Raw genomic sequence first — 19,752 nt, 5'->3', positions numbered from 1 at the left:
AATTCGCCTTTAAATTTTTACGAGCTCGCAGCGTTGGGCAACCCCGTCTCGCTACTTTCAGATCTGCTTTTAAAATTTAGCTCTAGAAATTCGCCGTTTAAAATTTCGCCTTTTAAAATTTGAGCGTTCGAAATTCCGCGCTCAAAACCCCGCTTCGAAACGGAAGCGCTTAAAATTCTACGGCTCAAATCCGCCGTTAAAGCCTTGCGGCGAGCGGGGCGCCGCCGCGCCCACCCCATCGTTTCGCGCACCGAAGCCGCGTAAATTTTAATAAATTTCATCGCACGTCCACTATTTAAATTTACGCCTCAAATTTCGCCGCTTGACTCCGCGGCAAAACTCTTATTCGCCGCTTTGCGCTTTAAATTTAGCTTATAAATTTATCCGCATAAATTTAAAATTTCGTCGAAATTTTAAATATCGGTGCGCCCGTTGATCGCCTTTATTAGCGAGAGCATATCGACGTTGTCTAAGCTTACGCCCGTAGGCACGCCTTGAGCGAGCTTGGTAAATTTCAAACCCAGATCCGCGAGCTTGTCCTCGACGTAAAGCATGATCCCGTCGGAGTTGATGCCCGGCGTCAGCGCAAATATCAGCTCGCGCGCGCCGTTTCGGCTCACCATATCGCGTAGCGCCGCGATTTTATCTTCGTCGGCGGCGTCTAGCACGAAGTAGCGGCCGTTATAAATTTTATTGCTCTCTAAAATAAAGATATCTTTGGGATTTTCGACGATGCAAATTTTATCGCTTTCGCGCTCCTCGTCGGCGCAGTATTCGCAGATCTCGCCCTCGCATACCGCACCGCAGATGCGGCATCTGTGCAGTCCGCGCACCGCCTCTTCGATATTGTGCGCTAAATTTAGCCCCAGAAAGGAGTTTTGCACGCTTACGTAGTACGCAAAGCGCAGGGCGGATTTTTTGCCCACGCCGGGAAGCTTTTCAAAGCTCGCGACGAGCTCTTCGAACCTGTCCGTGCCGCTCATATGGCGCCCTTCGGCGAAAAGACGATCGAGAAGTAGTGCGTGCCGTCGCTGTAATTGTACTCGAAGCGGAATTTATGCAGCTCGCAAATTTTATCGATGATATAGAGCCCAAGCCCCATGCCGGTGGCTTTTTCGTCTTTATTTCTGATAAAAGCCTGCTTGTAGTGCTCGAATGATTTTGCAAGCGCCGCTCCGCGGTTGGCAACACTTACTTTGTTTTCATCGCAGATGATGCGGACTTTTTTATCGCTGGAGTATTTTAGGGCGTTATCGATTAAATTTTTAATCGCCAGCGCAAACAGCCCGAAATCCACGTTTATCACCGCATCGCACTCGATATCCGTGCTAATGAGCTCATCCCAGTTATCGAGCATCGACATATCTTTGACCTGCTCTAAAATGAGGCTAAAATGATAATCCTGATAGTTGAGCGAGTAGCTTTTTGAGAGCAGTTGCTCGATTTTGGCAAACTCGTTGATTAAAATTTCAAGCCGCTCAAAGACATTGACGAGCCGCTCTTTTTGTGTTTCGTCATCGAGCATTTCGGTGATTAGTCTGCCCTTGCCGATCGGGGTTTTAAGCTCATGCATGATAGTGCGTAAAAATAGCTGGCGCGAGCGGATCAGCTCTTGAATTTTAGCAATCGCGTTGTTAAATTCCTGTGCGACCTGCCCGATCTCATCCTCACTGTGCGCGGCGGCTAAATTTACGTCCAAGTTGCCCTGGGCGAATTTTTTGATATTTTTGCTTAGTTTTTTTAGCGGCGTGAAGCTTCGCACTATCGATAAATAAAGCGAGATCAAAACCGCCATCGTAAGCAAAAACCCGACCCAAAGCGGATCGTTTAAATTCTTCGTGCCAAGGCTTTCGAAAACCACGACGAAAGAGTTGTTTTTTATATTTAAAAACAGCGAATTATTATACTCGACCGAGCTAAACTCGCCAATAGAGGTATCTTGAACGAAAAAAATTTTACCGCTCGTGATGATGTTTTGGATGATATTTTTGTCTTTTACAAGCTCCAAGCCATAGCTGGAGAAGTAGCGCTCAATATCGCTGGGAGGGGCGTTGCGCTTGTATAGCTCAAGTAGATTATTGACCGCGTTTATTTGATTAGCCTGCATGCTACCTAGAGCTCTATTCATCTGCATCCGTGCGAACGTGATGAAAAGCACGCAGACTAAGATGATCGCGATTACAAAAAAAACCGAAATTTTAGTGATTAAGGAGTGCTTCATCCGATGAGCTTGTAGCCGATACCGCGAACCGAAAAGATATGCTTAGGTGCTTTGGAACTGTCACCGATCTTGGTGCGTAAGCGTCCGATGATGACATCTAGGCTCTTTGAATCTTTATCTTTTAGGCTCTTGCAATGGTATACGAGCTGCTCGCGGGATACCGAAAAGCTATGCTGCTTGATGAGGTATTCTAAAATTTCATACTCCGCAGGCGTTAACACGAGCGACTCCTCGCCGAAGTAAATTTCATGGCGCTTGTCGTCGATACGAAATACGCTATCCGTGGCGGTTTCTTCCTTTTCGCTAGCTTTTTTATAGCGGCGGATGAGGCTCATGATGCGCGCGTGCATCTCTTTTGGATCATAAGGTTTCGGTAGGTAATCGTCCGCGCCGATCTGAAGACCCACTACGCGATCGCTCACGTCGCTTCTAGCCGAGCTGATGATGATCGGAATATCGTATTTCTCGCGGATCTCTTTGCAGACTTCAAGTCCGTCCATCCCAGGAAGCGTAAGATCCAAAATCAGTAGATCGTAGTTTTTGATCCCAGCGCTAATGCCCAGATACGGGTCTTCGAAGTTTGTAACTTGGATGTTAAATTTAGCCAGATATTCGGTTAGAAGCTGTGCGAACTCGCTGTCGTCTTCTATCATCAATACATTTATCATTTTTTATCCTTTGCATCGTTGATTTGAAATTTAAATATTGCATTATACATGAAAATAGTTAAGTCTTAACTTGAGTTTTATTAAATTTAGATAAAATTGCCCCTTTTGTTATAGCTTAAGGAGAATTTCGTGGAAGAAGATTATTATGAAATTTTAGGCGTGGCACGCGATGCCGACGCCGAGACGATAAAAAAGGCGTTTCGAAAGCTCGCTTTGCAATTCCATCCCGACCGCAACCAAGGCGACAAGGAGTCGGAGGAGAAATTTAAAAAGATCAACGAAGCGTATCAAATTTTAAGCGACGATCAAAAGCGCAGAATGTATGATCGCTACGGCAAAGAGGGCATCAGTGGCGCATATAGCGGCGCGAGCGGCGGAGGATTTGATTTTAGCTCCATTTTCGGCGATTTTTTTGAGCAGGCATTCGGCGGCGGTCGCTCGACTCGTCCTAGCGATCCATACGGCATAGATACCGAACTGGCCGTAACGCTGGAGTTTAAAGAGGCCTTAGAGGGCGTTCACAAGGAGATAAAATACAAGATCAAAAAGCCGTGCTCCACCTGCGACGCTACCGGCTCGAAGGACAAAAAAAGACACACCTGCTCCGCTTGCGGCGGCACCGGGCGCGTCGCGGTCAGACGCGGATATATGAGCTTCATCCAAAGCTGCTCCGCTTGCGGCGGCACGGGCGAGATCGTAAAAGATAGATGCAAGGATTGCGGCGGCAAGGGCTTTACCGAAGAGGACGTGAGCCTTAAATTTGACATTCCCGCAGGTATCGACGACGGACAGCGCGTGCGCCTAAGCGGCAAGGGCAACGTTTCTAAAACCGGCGAAATCGGGGATCTGTACGTGATAGTGCGCGTTAAGGAAGACAGCCACTTCCTGCGCGACGGAGACGACCTGTATATCGAGGTGCCGGTATTTTTCACGCAGGCAATCTTGGGCGAGAGCATCGAGGTGCCGACGCCGCGCGGCAAGGCGGAGCTGAAACTCAAAGTAGGCACCAAGGACAAGCAGCGCTTCACGATCTACGGCGAGGGCGCGCCGAATATCCGCACCAAAAAAAACGGCGATCTGATCGTGCAGGTAAACGTCCAGACGCCTAAAAAATTGAATGAGAAGCAAGAGGCGCTTTTGCGCGAGCTTCAAGAAAGCTTCGGCAGCAAGGGCGGAGACGACGAGGGGATACTCGATAAAATCAAGAATTTTTTCAAGTAAACTGCCTTGATTTGCCTCGATCTGTTTTGAGCGGTGGTCTTGCGGTTTTATTCACCAAAGTATGGGATTTTCGCTTGGAATCTTGCTAAGAGTTTGGATGTAATTTCGGTGTAAATTTCGTGTCATTATTTGGATAAAATTTAATTAGCATTTAATATTATTTAAATTTAAAGATTCTTAATATTAGTAAAGCAAATTAAAATTTTTATAATTAAGAGGTAGGATGATGTTAAAACAAATTTTAAATGTAGCGTTAGCATATGTTGGGGTTATTGTCGGTGCTGGATTATCGTCCGGTCAGGATCTGATGCAATATTTCGTCAGTTTTGGCAAATGGGGTATTCTTGGAGCCGTTATTCTTGGTATCCTCAATGCCGTCTTTGGTAAAATCATTATTACATTCGGTAGTTATTTTAGATCCAATGATCACTTTGAAGTTCTTTCACAAATTGCTGGATCTATCACTAATAAAATTCTTGATATTTCTTTAATTATTTGCTGTTTTGTGGTAGGTTTTGTCATGATTGCCGGGGCTGGATCAAATCTTAATCAGCAATTTGGCATGCCATTCTGGTCAGGAGCACTCCTATGTGCCGTATTGATAATCCTTGTTAGCTTTCTTGATTTTGAAAAAATCACGAATGTGATCGGAATATTTACGCCTATTATTTTTATCATGATTATGATTATGGCAGTGTATACCTTTGCAAGTCAACGTTTTGATTTTAAAGAATTAGAAACAATTGCAAATACAATCTCTACTCCAATGCCAAATATCTGGTTTTCTGTTCTGAATTATTTTTCGCTCTGCGTTATGACAGGTGTATCAATGGCTTTTGTATTAGGGGGATCCATTATGAGGATTGGTGTAGCAGAAAAAGGTGGTACTTTGGGTGGATTTATAATCGGTATTATCATCACAGTTACAACCTGTATCTTATATGCAAATGTAAAACTTGCAACGACTGTTGATATTCCTATGTTGGCTATTGCCAAACAGATTCACCCTGCATTTGCGTTTGTGTATGCACTTGTTATCTTCGGCTTGATCTTTAATACTGCTTTCAGTTTATTCTATGCCTTAGCAAAACGTTTCTCATCTAATCAATCAAAACGTTTTTATCCAATTATGATTGGCACCGTAGTTGTAGGGTATATATTATCCTTTATGGGCTTTAAAAAATTAGTATCGATTATGTATCCAATTCTAGGTTATATTGGTTTTATAATGTTGATGGTATTACTAATTGGGTGGATCAAAGAGAGGTCAAATATTAGAGATGAGAAGTTTTTGCGTCGCAAGATGATTCGGTTGATCACAAAAAAATATGATGATGGACAGGAATATACGAAGGCAGATAAAGAAAAATTTCAGAAGCTGGGTGAGGATTCAATAGTTGATACTAAAAGTATTAAAAGCGATATCAAAGATCTTGTCAAAGAGCAGTTCACTGATGATAACAAATAAATAAAGTTCAAAAAAATAAAGAAAGAACGATTATTTGAATTGGTTGAATTTTAAAGGGCGGTAAAGGATTTCGCTTGAAATAAAAAGAGCTCGGAAAACCTTGATTAGCCTAATTTAATATAATGATTTTAAAAAGATTAAATCAAACATATTTTCTGTTCTTTATCGTAAAAATTTCAAAATAAAAGCAACTATGAATTTAAAAAGGACAAAGATGGATCGCAAAAACGGACCTGTAAATTTCAAATCCGCAGATGATGAGATGTTTGCCTTTTTATCGAGCTTGGGCGATTGCTGGCAGGTGAGCGAGGGCGGAGCGCGCTTTATAGAGGAAAATTTTACCTTTGTCGGCTCCAAGCCCGTCTTGCGGGGTTTGAAAGATTACGCGACCGCGGACTGCCTGAGCTTTGCTGGCGCCGGGAACTTCATAGACGCAACCCCCGCGGTAAAAGCGAGGATTTTGAGCGGCGAAATCCACTATCTAGGCGACAGCCTAACGAGTGCCGAGGTTAAATTTGCGCCCGAATATTTTTACGATTTTTTAAAATTTATAATGGAGCAGGTCCCTGAACACCACTATTTTTTCAGCCCTACCGCGCGCTGGCTCCTGCTGGTTGCGATGGAGAAATACGTGGAATTTGCGGCTTTAGATTAGCGTTTGGATCTGCGAAAATTTGCGAAATTTCGCCGCCTGTGCCGCGCAAATTCGGATCGGGCTGCGGTCTGCTACGGCGTGATGGGAGATCGGTTTAAATTTAATCGACCGCAATGATCGTGTCACAGTGACGTGAAATTTAAAAGGGCGCCCGTTCGCAAACTAGCCCTTGCCTAGCTTGATACGTGCCTTAAAATCGGGCATGATCTTCGCGATGAGCGCGTAAAAATCCGCTCCGTGGTTTGCATGGATGAGGTGCGCGAGCTCGTGCAGCACGACGTATTCGACGAAGCGCCGATCCCGCTCTATCAGGCTTAGCGAGAAGTTGAGATAGCCCTTGGCGTGGTTGCAGCTGCCCCAGCGCGTCTGCATTTTGCGCACCCGCACCCGCGCGATCTTGCGGCCTATCCGCGGCGAAAATTTCTCGATATAGCGTAGGTAAAGCTCAAGTGCAAAGGCCTTTTTAAACGCCGCAAACTCGCCCTCGCTCTCGCAAAAGATCACGTCTCGTGACATAAAAATTTTATCTTTAAATTTAGAGCTTTGGATAAAATTTTTGATCGTAAAATTGGGCTCGTAGCACTCCTCCGCTTGCGCGCTTTGTGCTACATTTTGCGGCGCGTTTTCGTTCGCGGATTTTGAAATTTTTTCGCTCATGAGCGGAATTTCCTCACTCGCGGCAGAGCTGAAATTTGAAATTTCTCCGTTCTCGGCGGGTTTAAATTTTAAAATTTCGTCCCTTGCGGCAGGATCAAATTTTAAAATTTCACCGCTTGAAGCGGAGTTAAATTTGCCCACATTGCTACTTTGCGAAACGCACCCGTCTGAATGAAATTTTAAATTTTCGCCGCAGGATTGCTCGCCGCCGTTTTGCTCTAGCGCTTCTGTCCTGATACAGCTCGATTTGAAAAATTCCTCGCCCGTTAAATTTTGTGCGCCGTCGCGATTTAAATTTTGCCCCCGCGCGCCCAAAGCATTCGGATTAAATTTAAAATTTTTACTACTTTCCAGGCTTAGACTCTCTTGTGCGAGGTTAAATTTCAAATCCTCGCCCGCCGCGCCATTTTGCGAGGTGTGCCCGCCCGAGTGAAATTTTAAAATTTCACTTGCCGTGCCGCCCCCCGCACCGTAATTCATGCCTCCCGTGCCGTTATTTGCGCTGCCGCTCACATCGCCGCCATCACTTATGCCCGCGCCGCTTTGTAAATGAGCTGAATTTACGCCGCCGCTCACATGGCTTACGCCGCTGCCTACGCAGTCCCGCGCGCCGCTCTCACCTAAACTTTCATCTGCGCCGCAGTTTGTACCGAGCTCAACCTCGCGGCTAAATTTCAGCTTGTAAATTTTGCCTAAAATTCTAACCTGATCGCTTGCTAAGAGCTTGCTTCGCAGCCGCTCTAGCGTTTGACGAATCCAGCTTTCGTGCTTTAGGATGAAGTCTTTCGCCTGCGCCGCGGTGTAGGAGCGCGGCACGCTGACGCTGATCTCGCAGTCCTTGTTAATGCGGATGCGCGCGTATTTCATCCGCTTAAAGCGCAGGCTGATCGGCAAGCCTAGCAAATTTAGACTAACTTTTTGCTCTGCCATTTTTTACTTATCCATCGCGCCGTATTCGCGCTGCCGCGCAGCCACTCGTCGCAGAAAAACCCGATCCAAACGCCCAAAATTCCATACCCCAGATGGATGCCCAAAAGCCAGCCCACCGGGATCGAGACGCCCCACATAAAGATCACGCCCATCGCAAAGGGAAACCTCGCGTCGCCGCTTGCGCGCAGGGCGTTTACGAACACGATATTAAGCGTCCGCCCGAACTCAAGCCCGAGCGTTAGGTAAAAAAGCGGCCGCATGACCTGCTTGTGCGCCTCGTTTAGGCTCAACATCTCCATAATCTGCTCGCGCGCTAAAAATACGATCGCGACGAAAAGCGCCGTCGCCCCGAGCCCAAAGCGCAGCGCGGTAAAAGTGTGCCGGTACGCCTCCTGCGGCTTGGCGGCGCCTACGAGGCGGCCTACGATCACTTCGTTTGCCATACTGATCGCGCTTCCGCCGAAGAAGATGAATGATGAAATTTGAAAATAGATCGTCTGTACGGTAAGGCTCGCCTCGCCCATGCTCGCTACGAAGGCGAATGCAACCAGATACTGCACGATCCACAGCATGTTTTCGCCCGCGCTAGGAAGCCCTACGGATAGAATTTTGCGCAGCGTGGCGAGCTTGATCTTTAAAAACATCGTGAGGTAAAATTTTATTTTTAGCACCTTCGTGATGATGAGAAAGAATAAAAATACGCCGATCATGCGCCCCGCGATGGTGCTCACGCCGATGCCCTCAAGCCCGTAGTACGGCAGTCCGAACGGCCTAAATAGCACGACGTAGTTGCCCGCGAGAGTTACTAGATTCATCACCACGGAGACTGCGATGATGAAATTTGCGTATCCGTAAACGCGCACGATAGCGCTAAGCACGATCGCGACGGCGTCTATCGCAAAGACGATGCTGATAACCTTAAGATAGATCGCGCTTTCGCTCAAAAGCTCGGCGGGCACCTGTAGCGCGCGGAGTAAAAACGGCGCACAGCTAAAGACGAAAACGCCGCTACAAAGTCCCACGAGCGCGTTAAATGCGATGCTCGTGTGGATCGCGCGCATGGCTAGGACTTTATTTTTCGCCCCGAGCGCCTGCGCTACGAGTACCGAGCAGCCCACGGCCAGAAAGCCGAAAACGGTGATGAAGAGCAAAAATATCTCGTTGCCCGCCCCCAGCGCGCCTACTAGCGAGACGTCCACGCGCGAGATCATGTAGGTGTTGATAAACGTGGTCACGAGGCGCAAAAACATATCGATGTAGATTGCGAGCGAGAGCCTTAGTAGCGAGATTTCTTTCATATTTTGCCTTTATTTGGGGGCAATTGTAGCCGAAAATTCTTTTAGGTTTGCTTTTGCGCAGGGGGGGGGCGAGCGGAGTTGCTTTTGCATGCTGCGCGGCATGCGTAAAATTAGAATTTACGGCGCCCGGCGCGAATATGCGGTGATTTAGCGCAGACGAGCGGTTGATCTCTTTGGCGCTGCGACGGCGGCGAATGGGTGGTTTTAATAAACGGAGCGCGGAATTTTAAACGCAGATGTTTTTAAACGGGCGTCAAGATATCTCAATAGATTTTGCTTAAATATCGCTAGGATAACGATTGTATCGTTAGGTTCATCTATTAGATATGGGATTACGAAACCCTTAAACACAAAATCTCTAATTCTATCATCGTCAAAGCTCTTTGATCTACGAAATTTATACGGCATAAAGCCAAGCTCGCCTGCTCGCGCAAAAAGCTCGTTTTTAAAATTTTCCGCCGCATCCTCTGAGCGCTCTGCGATAAATTCTACGATCTTGCTAAGCTGCGCGCGAAATCTTTTAGACTGGATTATTTTCAATTTTTCCAGCCCTTGCCTAACTCCTCAAAGCCGCTTAGATCACCGTTTGCGTATGATTTTAAATCCGTATCCATTCCGTTTTTTATCTCGTCGTAACTTTCGCCTGATCTAAACTCCGATAAAATCGTTTCTAAGCTTTTCTCGCCGCTTAGAGTGATCTGTGCGGATGGATCGATTTTTAAAAAAAGCTTCTTAAAAGTTTCGAGAGTATCGCGATCGACGCCGCTTTGGATCTGCATAGTGATCATTTTGGCTCCTTAAATTTTAGCGATTATAGCAACTCATAGCTAAATTTAAAATTCCAACCGTTTTAGAGCCAAAGCTCGATAAAATTTTAAAATTTACGCCCGCTAGATCTAATTTCGCTTCCTCATATGAACCGTGAAGTGCTCCGACGCGTCCTAAAAACCGCACTTTTGTAGGAATTCTCCGGCGCCCTCAGCTTTGTGCAGAGGAGTAACGACAAAGGTGGTGGTGTGCGCAAAGCGCTTATTAAAGGCATTCACGAGCGCCGTGCCGATACCGCGCCTTTGACAATCCTTATGAACTATCACGCAGTAAAGATAGCTTGTAGCGAAGTTGTCGCGGTCGCAAAACGCCTCCAGCACCCCCACGGTCTTGCCTTGCGTTTTGGCGATCGCCACGTAATCATATGTGCGCCACACCCTGTATGTCTCGTGCGGCGGCACGGAGGCTGCGTTTTGTTCCGTATCCCAGCCGATCGAGACCATTATTTCATCTAGATCGCCAGGCTTAAAATCGGCGGAATTTTCTAAAATTTCAAACTCCATCTTCGCTCCTTAATTGAAATAGCTTTTCAAATCGCAAGTATATCGCCGTAGCTTTAAAACGGCATTAAATATCAATTAGAGGCTCTTGCGGAGAGGTTTAAATTTTAAAATTTAAAGGCGCGGCAAGGCGTGGTGCGTAAATTTAAACTCGAATTTAAAATTCTAACTATTTACCGCAATTTGATATAAACTCGGCAAAATTTTTCCAAGGATCCCCGATGCAAACGCTTGATTTTCACGTCCATCTGCTAAGCAAGGAGGTGCGCTTCGACCGCCCTTACGACAGGCTCGCGCTGCGCCTTTTCGGCAGGCGTTTCGGTATAGACGTATCGCGCGCGATCAAAGAGCCATACGAGGCCTATGTGGACGCTCTGCTCGGCGGGCTTAGGGCTTCGAAATACGTTAAAAAGGCGGTGCTTTTCGGCGTGGATGCTAAATTTAGCGACGCGGGCGAGCTAATCCATCGCGATAAGACCGTCTGTGCGGACAACGACAGCGTGTTTGAAATTTATCAAAAAAACCCGGATCTCATCGTACCGTTTTTTAGCATCAATCCGAAGCGAGCGGACGCGCTAGATGAGATCGATCGCTGCTTCGAGCTCGGATTTAAAGGGGCGAAATTTTTACAAAACTATTGGGATCTGGATACGAGGCTGCCTCGCTACGTGCCGTATTTTGAAAAGCTCGCCAAGCTCGGCTTGCCGCTAGTGATCCACATCGGCAACGAAAGCTCGGTGCCGAGCGCGCGCCGCTACGAAGCGCTAGAGATGATCTATGCGCCGCTTGAGCTGGGCGTTACGACGGTGTGCGCGCACATGGCGATTAACTACGAGTATTCGCATATCTTTCGTGCGCTCTCGCGCCGTCCGCGAAATTTCGGACACGATTATTTCGCGCTTCTGGCGCTTTTGCGTACGCACAATAACCTCTACGCCGACGTTTCGGCGCTGATGACTCCGGTGCGCGCGAAAGCCCTGCCGCATCTGGCGAGCCAAACGGACGTGCACTCGCGCCTGCTTTACGCTTCGGACTTTCCGGTGCCGTATTCTGCGATATACAACACCTACGATCTGCGCCTGTCGCAGCGTATCGCGCTGCATAAAGAGCCCAACCCTTTTGATCGCAACGCGCGCGGACTGCTTGCATATTTCGGCGAAGATAGCGAGCTGTGGAGCAATTACAAAAAAATTCTGCCCTTTGCGTAGACGGTGAAATTTAGGGCGTGCGGTTAGAATTCGGTGCATTTGCAGCTTTTCGCAGTTGGTTTCGAGCAAATGTGGCAAATGACATAGTGAGCGCGAGTAATGGAGCGGTTGGCGCTGTCTGTATAGCGAGAGAAAAGGCGAAACGTGCGTCGGGAAAAGCGCTCAGTAGAGAGCTGATTGAAGCATGCGCCGCGAAATTTCGCAGGACGAATTTTGCAAACGGTAATTCGCAAAATTCCGCATATTACGCCGCCGCAAATTCGGCAGGTAACGGCTAAGTGCGCCCGCGCCGACGCTAAATTTTAAAATTTAAACCTAGCGGCGCGTATCGTAGCGCCGAAGCCTCTTTGGCGCTACGCAAATTTTGAAATTTCGGCGGTAAATTTAGCCCGCCGGTAAACTAAACAAAACGGCGGGATCATACACGGCGACGCGCTGCTGTTTAAATTTAGCTTGCAGGCACGCTAAATCCTAGCCGCGACACAATTTGCTTTAAATTTTACAACGACGGCTCGTTTTAAGTTTCAAACCGCTAGCGCAACCTGCAAAAATTTAGCGACATCCCGCCTGAAATCCGCATACACTGCGCCGCCTATGCCGCATTGATACCGCATCGTATGATTTACGCTCAAACGATATCTCACTTATCAAAGCCGATAAAATACCAACTACGTGTTGTCCTATTCGCGCTGCATCGCGATACACCATTCTTTTTGCACCGCTTGCGTTATAAAATTTTAATGCGGGTTTGTTTTAAATTTCATTGCATCGCACAAAAAACCGTTACGCGAGAAATCCTAGCTGCGACTAGCTTTAAATTTACGTTTCGTGCCGCTTCTCGGCTCGTTTGTTTCAATCTCTCGCAGCGCCAATTTGTCGAGCCTGCCATTTAATTGCCCGCCCAGCTAAATTTTAAATTTACCCGAATTTTAGGAGTTACCAGCTTTAAAAGCGCCTTTGAAATTCTTGCGATCTCATCTTGCATATGCCCGCCCGGATTTTGCTCAAACTCCGCTTTCGCACCCACACTGCGGCATTTTACGATGAAATTTCGCGCCGTCTCTCCGCAGAGTGCTCCGCGCGGATTTTTCGGGTTCATCTCGGCCTCGCCCAAGGACGCGTAGGCGTGTGCCAGCCCCCTTTGCGGCGAGTGTGCGGCGACGAAGGCGTCAAATCCGCCGAACCAAAACGACGCCGAGACGCAGGCGATCTTTTGAAATTTATCGCTTGCAAACGCCGCATACGCGCTAAAAAGCCCCGCCAGCGAGTATCCCGCGCACGCTCGCCACGCAGGCTTTCTCGCGCCGAATACGTGCCGCTCGATACGTGGGATCAGCTCGTCCGTAAATTTTTCTAAGTGCGCCGCGCCGCCGCCTGTGAAATCGTGCACCCCCTTAAATGGCAATTTTGCCGCCCACGGGCTGAGCTTATCGCCCCACTGCGCCTCGTTTAGATAGATCGCCGCAAGCACGAAATCTGCGCCGCTTCGTCGCGAGACGAGCTCGTAAATTTCGCCCACACTAGCCGCGCTAAACTCCAAGGCGTGCAGGTAGATGATCGGTGCGGACGCGGCTTCTTTTGTAAAGGAGAGCGCAGGCGCAAAAAACGGCGCGTGCGGGGCGAAAATTTCTACGCGCAGGCCGTTAAATTCCAAACTTTGCATCGCTGAACCTTTAAAAGTTATTAAAATTTAATAGAATTTTGTGTAAAATCACCGAATTTAACACTAGAGGAACTTAAAATTGGCTTTGATCGAGCTTATCGATGTTACGAAAAAATTCGGCTCCCACGTCGTTTTAGACGGCGTAAATTTTGCACTGGACGCTAACGAGCGCGTCGCCGTGATCGGCAAAAACGGCGGCGGCAAATCTACGCTGATAAAGATCGTCGCGGGTCTGTGCGAGACCGACGAGGGGCGGATCATCACTCAAAACGGGCTAAATATCCAGATGCTCGCTCAAACGCCGAAATTTGAAGACAATCTCTCGGTCAAAGACGCGCTGCGAAGGGAGCTAGCTGAAATTTACGCCGCCCTTAGCGAATACGACGCGATCTCGAGCAAAATCGCCGCACAGCCCGAAAACAAGGAGCTTTTGGCGCGCCAGGACGAGCTGATTAAATTTATCGAGGCCAAGGACGGCTGGCAGATCGACAATAAGATTGAGCAGGTGCTGCAAAATTTCGGGCTTAAAATTTACGAAAACCGCTCCGTCTGCACGCTTAGCGGCGGCGAAATTCGTCGCGTGGCACTGGGCGCGCTGGTGCTTAAAAAGCCTGATGTGCTGCTGCTGGACGAGCCCACGAATCACCTCGACGTCTATATGGTGAAATTTCTAGAGGAGATGCTGCTTAGCTCGAAGCAGACGATCGTTTTTATCAGCCACGATCGCTACTTCATCGACCGCTTGGCGACGCGCAGTATCGAGATCGAAGAGGGTAAAATTTCAAATTTCGACGGCGGATATGAGAACTATCTGAGGCGCAAGCAGGAGATGCTTGCTTCGCTCGAAAAGTCCCACGAGACGCTGCTTAAACAGCTGCGCGCCGAGGAGGAGTGGTTACACCGCGGCGTAAAGGCGCGCCTAAAGCGCAACGAAGGGCGCAAGGCGCGTATCATGCAGATGAGGCAGGATGCGAAGAAAAATCCGGGCGCGATCCGTCGCGTGCGGCTCGAGCTGGAGCGCGCGAGCAGGAGCTTTAACGGCACGGGCGGCGACAATCGCAAAAAGATGCTCTTTGAATGCACGAATATCGGTAAAATTTTAAACGGCAAGGTGCTTTTCAAGGGCTTTTCGGCGCGGGTTTTGCAGGGCGAGCGCATCGGTATCGTAGGCGCTAACGGCGCGGGCAAAAGTACTCTGCTTAAAATTCTACTCGGTCGCAGCAAGATCGATGCGGGCGAGATCAAACGCGGCGAGATCAGGATCGGCTACTTCGATCAGACCCGCAGCGGCATCACGGACGATAAAAGCATAATCGAAATTTTCTGTCCAAACGGCGGCGATCACATCAACGTCCGCGGCAGCTACATGCACGTCTATGGGTATTTGAAAAATTTCTTGTTTCCGAAGGAATTTTTGGATAAGCCCGTGGGCGTGCTTAGCGGCGGCGAAAAGAACCGCCTGGCGCTTGCGAAGCTCTTTACCGAGCAATACGATTGCCTGATCTTGGATGAGCCGACGAATGATCTTGATATCGCGACGATCAATATTTTGGAGGATTATTTGCTAAGCTTCGAAGGTGCGGTAATCATCGTAAGCCACGATCGCTATTTCATCGATAAGATCACGAATAAGCTTTGGGTTTTTGAAAAAAACGGCACGATCGATCAAATTCAAATGCCGTATTCGCAGTATCTGGAGTTTGAAGACGAAATGGCGGAGATCGATCAGATCGAAGCCGACGCTGGCGCGAGCGCGAGCGCGGAGGAAGGCAGCCGCGAAAACAAAAAGGAAAAGACGAGCGCCGCGAAGCTTAGCTACAAACAGAATAAAATTTTAGAAGAGTACCCCGCTAAAATCGAGGCTATCGAGGCGCGCATAAAGGAGCTAAATCACGCGCTCTCGACGCCTGAAATTTATCAAAAGCTCGGTATGCAGGGGCTTTTTGAAGAACTTGAAGAAAAAAGAGGAACGTTAAACAGTATGGAAAATGAATATTACGAAGTGCTTTCGCTCGCCGAGAGCCTAAAGTAGGCGCGATGGTTTGGTTTTTGATCTTTTTATACGCGCTTTACACGATTTATAAAATTTCGCTCGATCTGCTCGAGCTAAGCTTCATCCGCGCCAAGCTAAAAGAGCCTGCGGTGGTGCTTAGCGAGGAGGATTATCGCAAGGCAGGCGAGGTCGGCGCGGTAAATTTAAAATTTAATATATTTTCGCACTGCTTTTCGTTTGCGGTGGCGCTTATTTGGATACTTGCGGGCGCGGGCGCGTTACAGCGCGCGATATATGATCTAGCGGGCGATGGGATTTTGGCGGGGAGCTGCTTTGTAACGGCGTTTTTAATCATCGGCGGCGCGGCGGCGTTTCCGCTTGAAATTTACAAAACCTTCGTCAAAGATCGCCGCCTAGGCTTTTCCACGATCACGCCCGCCGTTTTCGTAAAAGACGCGCTAAAATCGCTCGCGCTCACGCTGGTTTTCGGCTTTGCAGTAGCCTCTGCGCTCGTTTTTTGCGTAAATAGCCTGGGCGCGCACTGGTGGGTTTGGGGCTTTCTGCTAAGCTTCGGCATAGTTTTACTGATAAATCTGATCTATCCGACCGCTATCGCGCCGCTGTTTAATAAGATGCAGCCGCTAGAGCAAGGCGAGCTAAAAGAGCGCATAGAGGGGCTTTTGCAGCGCTGCGGCTTTAAAAGTAGCGGCGTTTTTACGATTGACGCAAGCAAGCGTGACAAGCGCCTAAACGCCTATTTCGGCGGCTTCGGAGCGACGAAAAAGGTCGTGCTTTTCGACACGCTCATAGAGAAGCTTAGCGAGGATGAAATTTTAGCCGTTTTAGGGCACGAGCTCGGGCATTTCAAACACGGCGACATTTTGAAAGGCTTAGCGCTTAGCTTCGTGCTTTTGGGCGCGACGCTTGCGGTATTCGGAAACCTCCCTGCAGGGGTGTTCGGCGCGCTAGGACTTAACGCGGACGGCGGTGCGACGCTAGTTTTTATGATTTTGTTTGCGCCGATCTTACATGCGTTTTTTGAGCCGGTGATCTCCAAGCTTAGCCGCATGCACGAATTTAGTGCAGACCTGCATGGTGCCAGCATGCAGGATAAAAAGAGCATGATCGGCGCGCTAAAGAAGCTGGGCAGCGAAAACAAGGCGTTTCCGCTCGCTCATAAAATTTACGCCGCGGTGTATCATTCGCACCCGAGCCTGTATGAGCGCATAAGAGAGCTTGATGAGGATCGCTGAGGCGCTAAGATGGGGCTTGGGGCAGTGCGGCTCAAAATATGTCGCGCGCGAAATTTTAAAATTCTGTGAGCGCCTTGAAGGTGAGCAGCTCGTGCTGAGATGCTCGGAAGAGCTCGCGCATGAAGCGGAATTTCGCGCCAAGATAGCCGAGTTCAAAGACGGTCGCCTGCTTGAATACATCACGCAAAGCTGCGAGTTTATGGGCTTTAAATTTTACGTCGACGAGCGGGTGCTGATACCGCGCTGCGAGACCGAAATTTTAGTGAAAAAAGCTCTTACTTTAGCGCAGAGCTTGGACGAGCCGCGCATTTGCGAGATCGGCACGGGCAGCGGCATAATCGCTATCTGCTTAAAAAAACTCCTTCCTTCTTGCCGCATCACGGCTAGCGACATTAGCGCTGATGCGCTTGAGGTGGCGCGCGTAAATGCTGCAAGCTTGGGCGCGGACGTCGAGTTCGTACACTGCGCCTACGCAGATGAGATCGCGGGCGAGTTTGATCTCATCGTCTCAAATCCGCCCTATATCGCAAACTCCTACGCATTGGACGCGCGCGTGCTGCAAGAGCCGAAGGCGGCGCTGTTTGGCGGCGAGAGGGGGGATGAAATTTTAAAACGCATCGTGCTGATCGCCGCACGGCGCGCAAAATTTCTAGCCTGCGAGATGGGCTACGATCAAAAGCAGAGCTTGTCGGCGTTTTTGCGCGAGCAGGGCTTTAGGGTGGAATTTTACAAAGATTTGGCGCAGTTTGATCGCGGATTCGTCGCGCGAAATTTAAACAGATCGTAGGCGCGCCGTGCAAAGCTCGCAACTACGCAGGCTGCTTTATTACAAAGCGTTCGGCTACCGCTATGTAGGCGCCGAAATTTTAAGCGGCGGCGAGCGATTTTTTAAGGCGCTGGATGCGCTGAAATCCGCTACCGCCGAGTGCAATCTCTGCGAACTCGCCAAAACGCGCGCTGGAAGCGGCGAGCAAAATTTTAAAAATTTCAAAACTATCAAAAATTTTAAAAATTCTAAAACTCCCGCGAACGTAAAACTTATGATCGTAGCTCTCGCACCGGGCGCTAACGAAGGTTTTGGCGGCGGTTTGGAGGCTGAAGTAGCAGCGGCGCTAGATCAAATTTGCGCGCCGGAAGAAATTTATTTTAGCTTTTTGATAAGGTGTGCGGTGCCGCAAAATAGGCGCGTAAGCTCGGAAATGATCTTAAAATGCGCGCCCTATCTGACCGACGAGATCAAAATTTTAAAGCCCAAAGTCGTGCTTTGCCTGGGCGAGCTCTGCTGCAAAATCGTGCTGCGAAACGGCGATTTGGCGAGCATGGACGTGCTGCACGGCTCGGTCTTTAACGAGGGCGGCATCAGCTTCGTGCCGAGCTTCGATCCCGCATTCATCGCGCAAAATCCGAGCAAGGCGGAGCTTTTCAAAGAGGATCTGCAAAAGATAAAAGAGCTGCTGTGAGGCGCATTTTGGCGCTTGTTCTGCATGCTATTTTGATTTTGTGTGCGGCTTTTTGCGTGGGCGCCTAGTTTGTGGATTGCGCCTACGCGGATGAGATCGCGGGCGAGTTTGATCGACTTAAATTTCACGGACGAGCGGGATTTGGCGAAAAAACACGGACTCAATCTGCGCGGGTTTAAATTTAAAAGCGAGAAAATTTCATAAAGCGGCGGAGCGGGGCAAAATTTAACGCCATTGCAAAATTTCGATATTTCAAATTTTGTTTTCTATCTAGCTATCTCGGGTGTGTGAGGGGTTTATGTCGCGACGTAGCGTTAAATTTAAACCTTAACGCCGAGCGAAATTCTATGTAGTAAAATTTTATCTAGCCTGCAAATTTTATTTTGCCTAAGAGCTCTGCGCATTCTTAATATTTTACGCCGAAGCGGTCTGCGCTATGTTTGCACCGTACGACTAGGTAAATTTGAATCCGCGAAATAAATTTATTTCAAAGATTTGAAAAATTCTAAAATTTCGGCGCTAAATTTGATCGGCCTGCCTTCTTTTACAAAGGCAATTTTTACGTCCTGTGCGTATAAAAGCTCGCTGAAATCTACGTTTTTAATATCTTTGATCTTGTAAATTTCTTGTCGCAAAAGGGCGCTGGCGTTTTTAAGCGCGGCTAGGCTCGTGCGAATTTCAAGCGTGTCGCCGAGACGCGCGGGGCGGAGGAATTTAGCGCAAAGCTCGCTAACTACGAAGTGTGCGTCCTCACGCGCGAAGTCCACCCCAGCCTGCATAAGCGCCTCGCTGCGCGCCCGCTCGCAAAATTTAATGTAGTTGGCGTGATACACGATGCCCTGCGCGTCGGTATCTTCGTAGTAAATTTTAATCTGCATCGGCTGCGCTTTGCTCCGGTGCTGCCTTTTTCGCGGCGAGGGCGGGGAGGATTTTTGCGAAAAATAGCACCGTTTGAAACACGATGATGAGTTTCATGCACCATTCGCTAGCCGCGTGGATTTGGGCAAATTCCGGCGTCATCGTCGCTTCTGCGCCGATCTTTTGGGCATTTATGACGTAGTCGGTAAAGTAAAGCACGAAAAGTAGGGTAAGTATGATATTTACGAGCGTCAGCATCAAGGTCGAAAGGCGCAAGCGAAAGGATTGCGATTTGTTGTTGTTGAAATTTATCATCTCAAAAACGAGGCAGATGATCGAGACTGCGATGAGGATGCCGCCGTATTTTACGAAGATCTCGCTCATTAGCTTGCCGCTTTGAAAGTGCGATAGCACGCCCTCCCCGATAATCTGCTGCGGGAAAAATACCACGGGCGCGACGAGTGCGCCGAGCGAGAGCTCGATGCCGATAAGGGCTGCGATGATGAAGATATAGATAGAAAAAATTGCGCGCATAAAGATCCTTTTAAATTTTGATAAATTTTAAATCGGACGTGATTATAGCGAAATCTTATAATCGTGCGCTTAAGTGTTTTGCAAGCGGGTTTTTGGACAAATGGGCGCGGTCGTCGGTCGCAAATATGATGAAATTTTTAATTTTTGGATGCGGCGGCATGCGAAATTTATAAAATTTTTGTTGGAGGGCGGAGAAGAAATTTTGTATTAAAACGCACTGCGGCTAAAATTTCATTATGAAATTTAAAATTTTCCAAATCGTTTTTTTTAAAATTTCTAATGCCTATTCAGCCCCCTTTAAGCATCACTCTTGTATAATCACAATTCTGTTTCGCAC

At 48.2% G+C, this 19,752-nt stretch carries 20 protein-coding genes; 8 read left to right on the top strand and 12 right to left on the bottom strand.

Annotated elements, in window-relative coordinates:
- Positions 1-17: 17 nt before the first annotated feature.
- The 4 genes from Q0380_RS00470 to Q0380_RS00455 form a co-directional block, all read right to left on the bottom strand.
- Positions 18-281, bottom strand: coding sequence for a hypothetical protein (locus Q0380_RS00470; RefSeq protein ID WP_298958821.1), 264 nt, complete (start codon positions 279-281; stop codon positions 18-20).
- Positions 282-413: 132 nt separating this feature from the next.
- The gene (gene recR, locus Q0380_RS00465; protein ID WP_298958819.1) at positions 414-983 is read right to left on the bottom strand and encodes a recombination mediator RecR; all 570 of its coding nucleotides are present in this window, start codon (positions 981-983) and stop codon (positions 414-416) included.
- Entirely contained in the window at positions 980-2,221 is a 1,242-nt protein-coding gene (locus Q0380_RS00460) for an ArsS family sensor histidine kinase (protein ID WP_297901220.1), read from the bottom strand. The genes recR and Q0380_RS00460 overlap by 4 nt, the downstream gene beginning before the upstream one ends.
- The gene (locus Q0380_RS00455) at positions 2,218-2,889 is read right to left on the bottom strand and encodes a response regulator transcription factor (RefSeq protein WP_005870149.1); all 672 of its coding nucleotides are present in this window, start codon (positions 2,887-2,889) and stop codon (positions 2,218-2,220) included. Before Q0380_RS00455 ends, Q0380_RS00460 begins: the two co-directional genes overlap by 4 nt.
- 129 nt (positions 2,890-3,018) lie before the next feature.
- On the opposite strand from Q0380_RS00455, the gene dnaJ reads away from it, so the two are divergent.
- The 3 genes from dnaJ (at position 3,019) to Q0380_RS00440 (ending at position 6,233) form a co-directional block, all read left to right on the top strand.
- Entirely contained in the window at positions 3,019-4,110 is a 1,092-nt protein-coding gene (dnaJ, locus tag Q0380_RS00450; protein WP_298958817.1) for a molecular chaperone DnaJ, read from the top strand.
- A 223-nt stretch (positions 4,111-4,333) separates the two neighbouring features.
- Entirely contained in the window at positions 4,334-5,578 is a 1,245-nt protein-coding gene (locus Q0380_RS00445; RefSeq protein ID WP_298958815.1) for a hypothetical protein, read from the top strand.
- Between the two features lie 214 nt (positions 5,579-5,792).
- Complete coding sequence (locus Q0380_RS00440) at positions 5,793-6,233, top strand: hypothetical protein (protein WP_298958814.1); 441 nt, start codon at positions 5,793-5,795, stop codon at positions 6,231-6,233.
- 162 nt (positions 6,234-6,395) lie between these two features.
- Here Q0380_RS00440 and Q0380_RS00435 read toward each other — a convergent pair whose 3' ends face one another.
- From Q0380_RS00435 to Q0380_RS00415, 5 genes are all read right to left on the bottom strand, one after another.
- A complete protein-coding gene (locus Q0380_RS00435; protein ID WP_298958812.1) occupies positions 6,396-7,820 on the bottom strand; it encodes a M48 family metallopeptidase in 1,425 nt (474 codons plus the stop codon).
- The gene (locus Q0380_RS00430; protein ID WP_298958810.1) at positions 7,796-9,118 is read right to left on the bottom strand and encodes an MATE family efflux transporter; all 1,323 of its coding nucleotides are present in this window, start codon (positions 9,116-9,118) and stop codon (positions 7,796-7,798) included. The genes Q0380_RS00435 and Q0380_RS00430 overlap by 25 nt, the downstream gene beginning before the upstream one ends.
- Before the next feature lie 204 nt (positions 9,119-9,322).
- The gene (locus tag Q0380_RS00425; RefSeq protein WP_298958807.1) at positions 9,323-9,658 is read right to left on the bottom strand and encodes a type II toxin-antitoxin system RelE/ParE family toxin; all 336 of its coding nucleotides are present in this window, start codon (positions 9,656-9,658) and stop codon (positions 9,323-9,325) included.
- Positions 9,655-9,906 carry a hypothetical protein gene (locus tag Q0380_RS00420; protein WP_298958804.1) on the bottom strand — a complete coding sequence of 84 codons (252 nt, stop codon included), beginning with the start codon at positions 9,904-9,906 and terminating at the stop codon, positions 9,655-9,657. The genes Q0380_RS00425 and Q0380_RS00420 overlap by 4 nt, the downstream gene beginning before the upstream one ends.
- Before the next feature lie 153 nt (positions 9,907-10,059).
- Positions 10,060-10,449 carry a GNAT family N-acetyltransferase gene (locus Q0380_RS00415; RefSeq protein WP_298958801.1) on the bottom strand — a complete coding sequence of 130 codons (390 nt, stop codon included), beginning with the start codon at positions 10,447-10,449 and terminating at the stop codon, positions 10,060-10,062.
- Positions 10,450-10,667: 218 nt separating this feature from the next.
- On the opposite strand from Q0380_RS00415, the gene Q0380_RS00410 reads away from it, so the two are divergent.
- Entirely contained in the window at positions 10,668-11,654 is a 987-nt protein-coding gene (locus Q0380_RS00410) for an amidohydrolase family protein (RefSeq protein WP_298958798.1), read from the top strand.
- An 889-nt stretch (positions 11,655-12,543) separates the two neighbouring features.
- On the opposite strand, the gene Q0380_RS00405 is transcribed toward Q0380_RS00410, so the two are convergent.
- Complete coding sequence (locus Q0380_RS00405) at positions 12,544-13,317, bottom strand: hypothetical protein (RefSeq protein WP_298958795.1); 774 nt, start codon at positions 13,315-13,317, stop codon at positions 12,544-12,546.
- A 79-nt stretch (positions 13,318-13,396) separates the two neighbouring features.
- Here Q0380_RS00405 and abc-f point away from each other — a divergent pair, with 79 nt between their 5' ends.
- Genes abc-f through Q0380_RS00385 form a run of 4 tightly spaced genes read left to right on the top strand, consistent with a single transcriptional unit; the run spans position 13,397 to position 18,023 of the window.
- Positions 13,397-15,349, top strand: coding sequence for a ribosomal protection-like ABC-F family protein (abc-f, locus tag Q0380_RS00400; RefSeq protein WP_298958792.1), 1,953 nt, complete (start codon positions 13,397-13,399; stop codon positions 15,347-15,349).
- 5 nt (positions 15,350-15,354) lie between these two features.
- Entirely contained in the window at positions 15,355-16,563 is a 1,209-nt protein-coding gene (locus Q0380_RS00395; protein WP_298958789.1) for a M48 family metallopeptidase, read from the top strand.
- On the top strand, positions 16,550-17,350 hold the full coding sequence (gene prmC / locus Q0380_RS00390) for a peptide chain release factor N(5)-glutamine methyltransferase (RefSeq protein WP_298958785.1): 801 nt from the start codon (positions 16,550-16,552) through the stop codon (positions 17,348-17,350). The genes Q0380_RS00395 and prmC overlap by 14 nt, the downstream gene beginning before the upstream one ends.
- 7 nt (positions 17,351-17,357) lie before the next feature.
- Entirely contained in the window at positions 17,358-18,023 is a 666-nt protein-coding gene (locus Q0380_RS00385; protein ID WP_298958782.1) for a uracil-DNA glycosylase, read from the top strand.
- A 482-nt stretch (positions 18,024-18,505) separates the two neighbouring features.
- Here the strand turns inward: Q0380_RS00385 and Q0380_RS00380 are convergent, their stop codons facing one another.
- Positions 18,506-18,901, bottom strand: a complete 396-nt coding sequence (locus tag Q0380_RS00380; protein ID WP_298958779.1) for a YbgC/FadM family acyl-CoA thioesterase — start codon at positions 18,899-18,901, stop codon at positions 18,506-18,508.
- A complete protein-coding gene (locus tag Q0380_RS00375) occupies positions 18,891-19,415 on the bottom strand; it encodes a DUF4149 domain-containing protein (RefSeq protein ID WP_298958776.1) in 525 nt (174 codons plus the stop codon). The genes Q0380_RS00380 and Q0380_RS00375 overlap by 11 nt, the downstream gene beginning before the upstream one ends.
- Positions 19,416-19,752: the final 337 nt, after the last annotated feature.

It is taken from the genome of uncultured Campylobacter sp., assembly GCF_937959485.1.
Lineage (GTDB): Bacteria > Campylobacterota > Campylobacteria > Campylobacterales > Campylobacteraceae > Campylobacter_B.
This window is presented reverse-complemented; position numbering and strand designations above follow the sequence as displayed.

What these genes read in the sequence shown, in the direction of transcription:
- Q0380_RS00470 (WP_298958821.1), bottom strand. Translation starts at nt 281, where the DNA reads ATGAAATTTATTAAAATTTACGCGGCTTCGGTGCGCGAAACGATGGGG.
- recR (WP_298958819.1), bottom strand. Translation starts at nt 983, where the DNA reads ATGAGCGGCACGGACAGGTTCGAAGAGCTCGTCGCGAGCTTTGAAAAG.
- Q0380_RS00460 (WP_297901220.1), bottom strand. Translation starts at nt 2,221, where the DNA reads ATGAAGCACTCCTTAATCACTAAAATTTCGGTTTTTTTTGTAATCGCG.
- Q0380_RS00455 (WP_005870149.1), bottom strand. Translation starts at nt 2,889, where the DNA reads ATGATAAATGTATTGATGATAGAAGACGACAGCGAGTTCGCACAGCTT.
- Q0380_RS00445 (WP_298958815.1), top strand. Translation starts at nt 4,334, where the DNA reads ATGATGTTAAAACAAATTTTAAATGTAGCGTTAGCATATGTTGGGGTT.
- Q0380_RS00440 (WP_298958814.1), top strand. Translation starts at nt 5,793, where the DNA reads ATGGATCGCAAAAACGGACCTGTAAATTTCAAATCCGCAGATGATGAG.
- Q0380_RS00435 (WP_298958812.1), bottom strand. Translation starts at nt 7,820, where the DNA reads ATGGCAGAGCAAAAAGTTAGTCTAAATTTGCTAGGCTTGCCGATCAGC.
- Q0380_RS00430 (WP_298958810.1), bottom strand. Translation starts at nt 9,118, where the DNA reads ATGAAAGAAATCTCGCTACTAAGGCTCTCGCTCGCAATCTACATCGAT.
- Q0380_RS00420 (WP_298958804.1), bottom strand. Translation starts at nt 9,906, where the DNA reads ATGATCACTATGCAGATCCAAAGCGGCGTCGATCGCGATACTCTCGAA.
- Q0380_RS00415 (WP_298958801.1), bottom strand. Translation starts at nt 10,449, where the DNA reads ATGGAGTTTGAAATTTTAGAAAATTCCGCCGATTTTAAGCCTGGCGAT.
- Q0380_RS00410 (WP_298958798.1), top strand. Translation starts at nt 10,668, where the DNA reads ATGCAAACGCTTGATTTTCACGTCCATCTGCTAAGCAAGGAGGTGCGC.
- Q0380_RS00405 (WP_298958795.1), bottom strand. Translation starts at nt 13,317, where the DNA reads ATGCAAAGTTTGGAATTTAACGGCCTGCGCGTAGAAATTTTCGCCCCG.
- Q0380_RS00395 (WP_298958789.1), top strand. Translation starts at nt 15,355, where the DNA reads ATGGTTTGGTTTTTGATCTTTTTATACGCGCTTTACACGATTTATAAA.
- prmC (WP_298958785.1), top strand. Translation starts at nt 16,550, where the DNA reads ATGAGGATCGCTGAGGCGCTAAGATGGGGCTTGGGGCAGTGCGGCTCA.
- Q0380_RS00380 (WP_298958779.1), bottom strand. Translation starts at nt 18,901, where the DNA reads ATGCAGATTAAAATTTACTACGAAGATACCGACGCGCAGGGCATCGTG.
- Q0380_RS00375 (WP_298958776.1), bottom strand. Translation starts at nt 19,415, where the DNA reads ATGCGCGCAATTTTTTCTATCTATATCTTCATCATCGCAGCCCTTATC.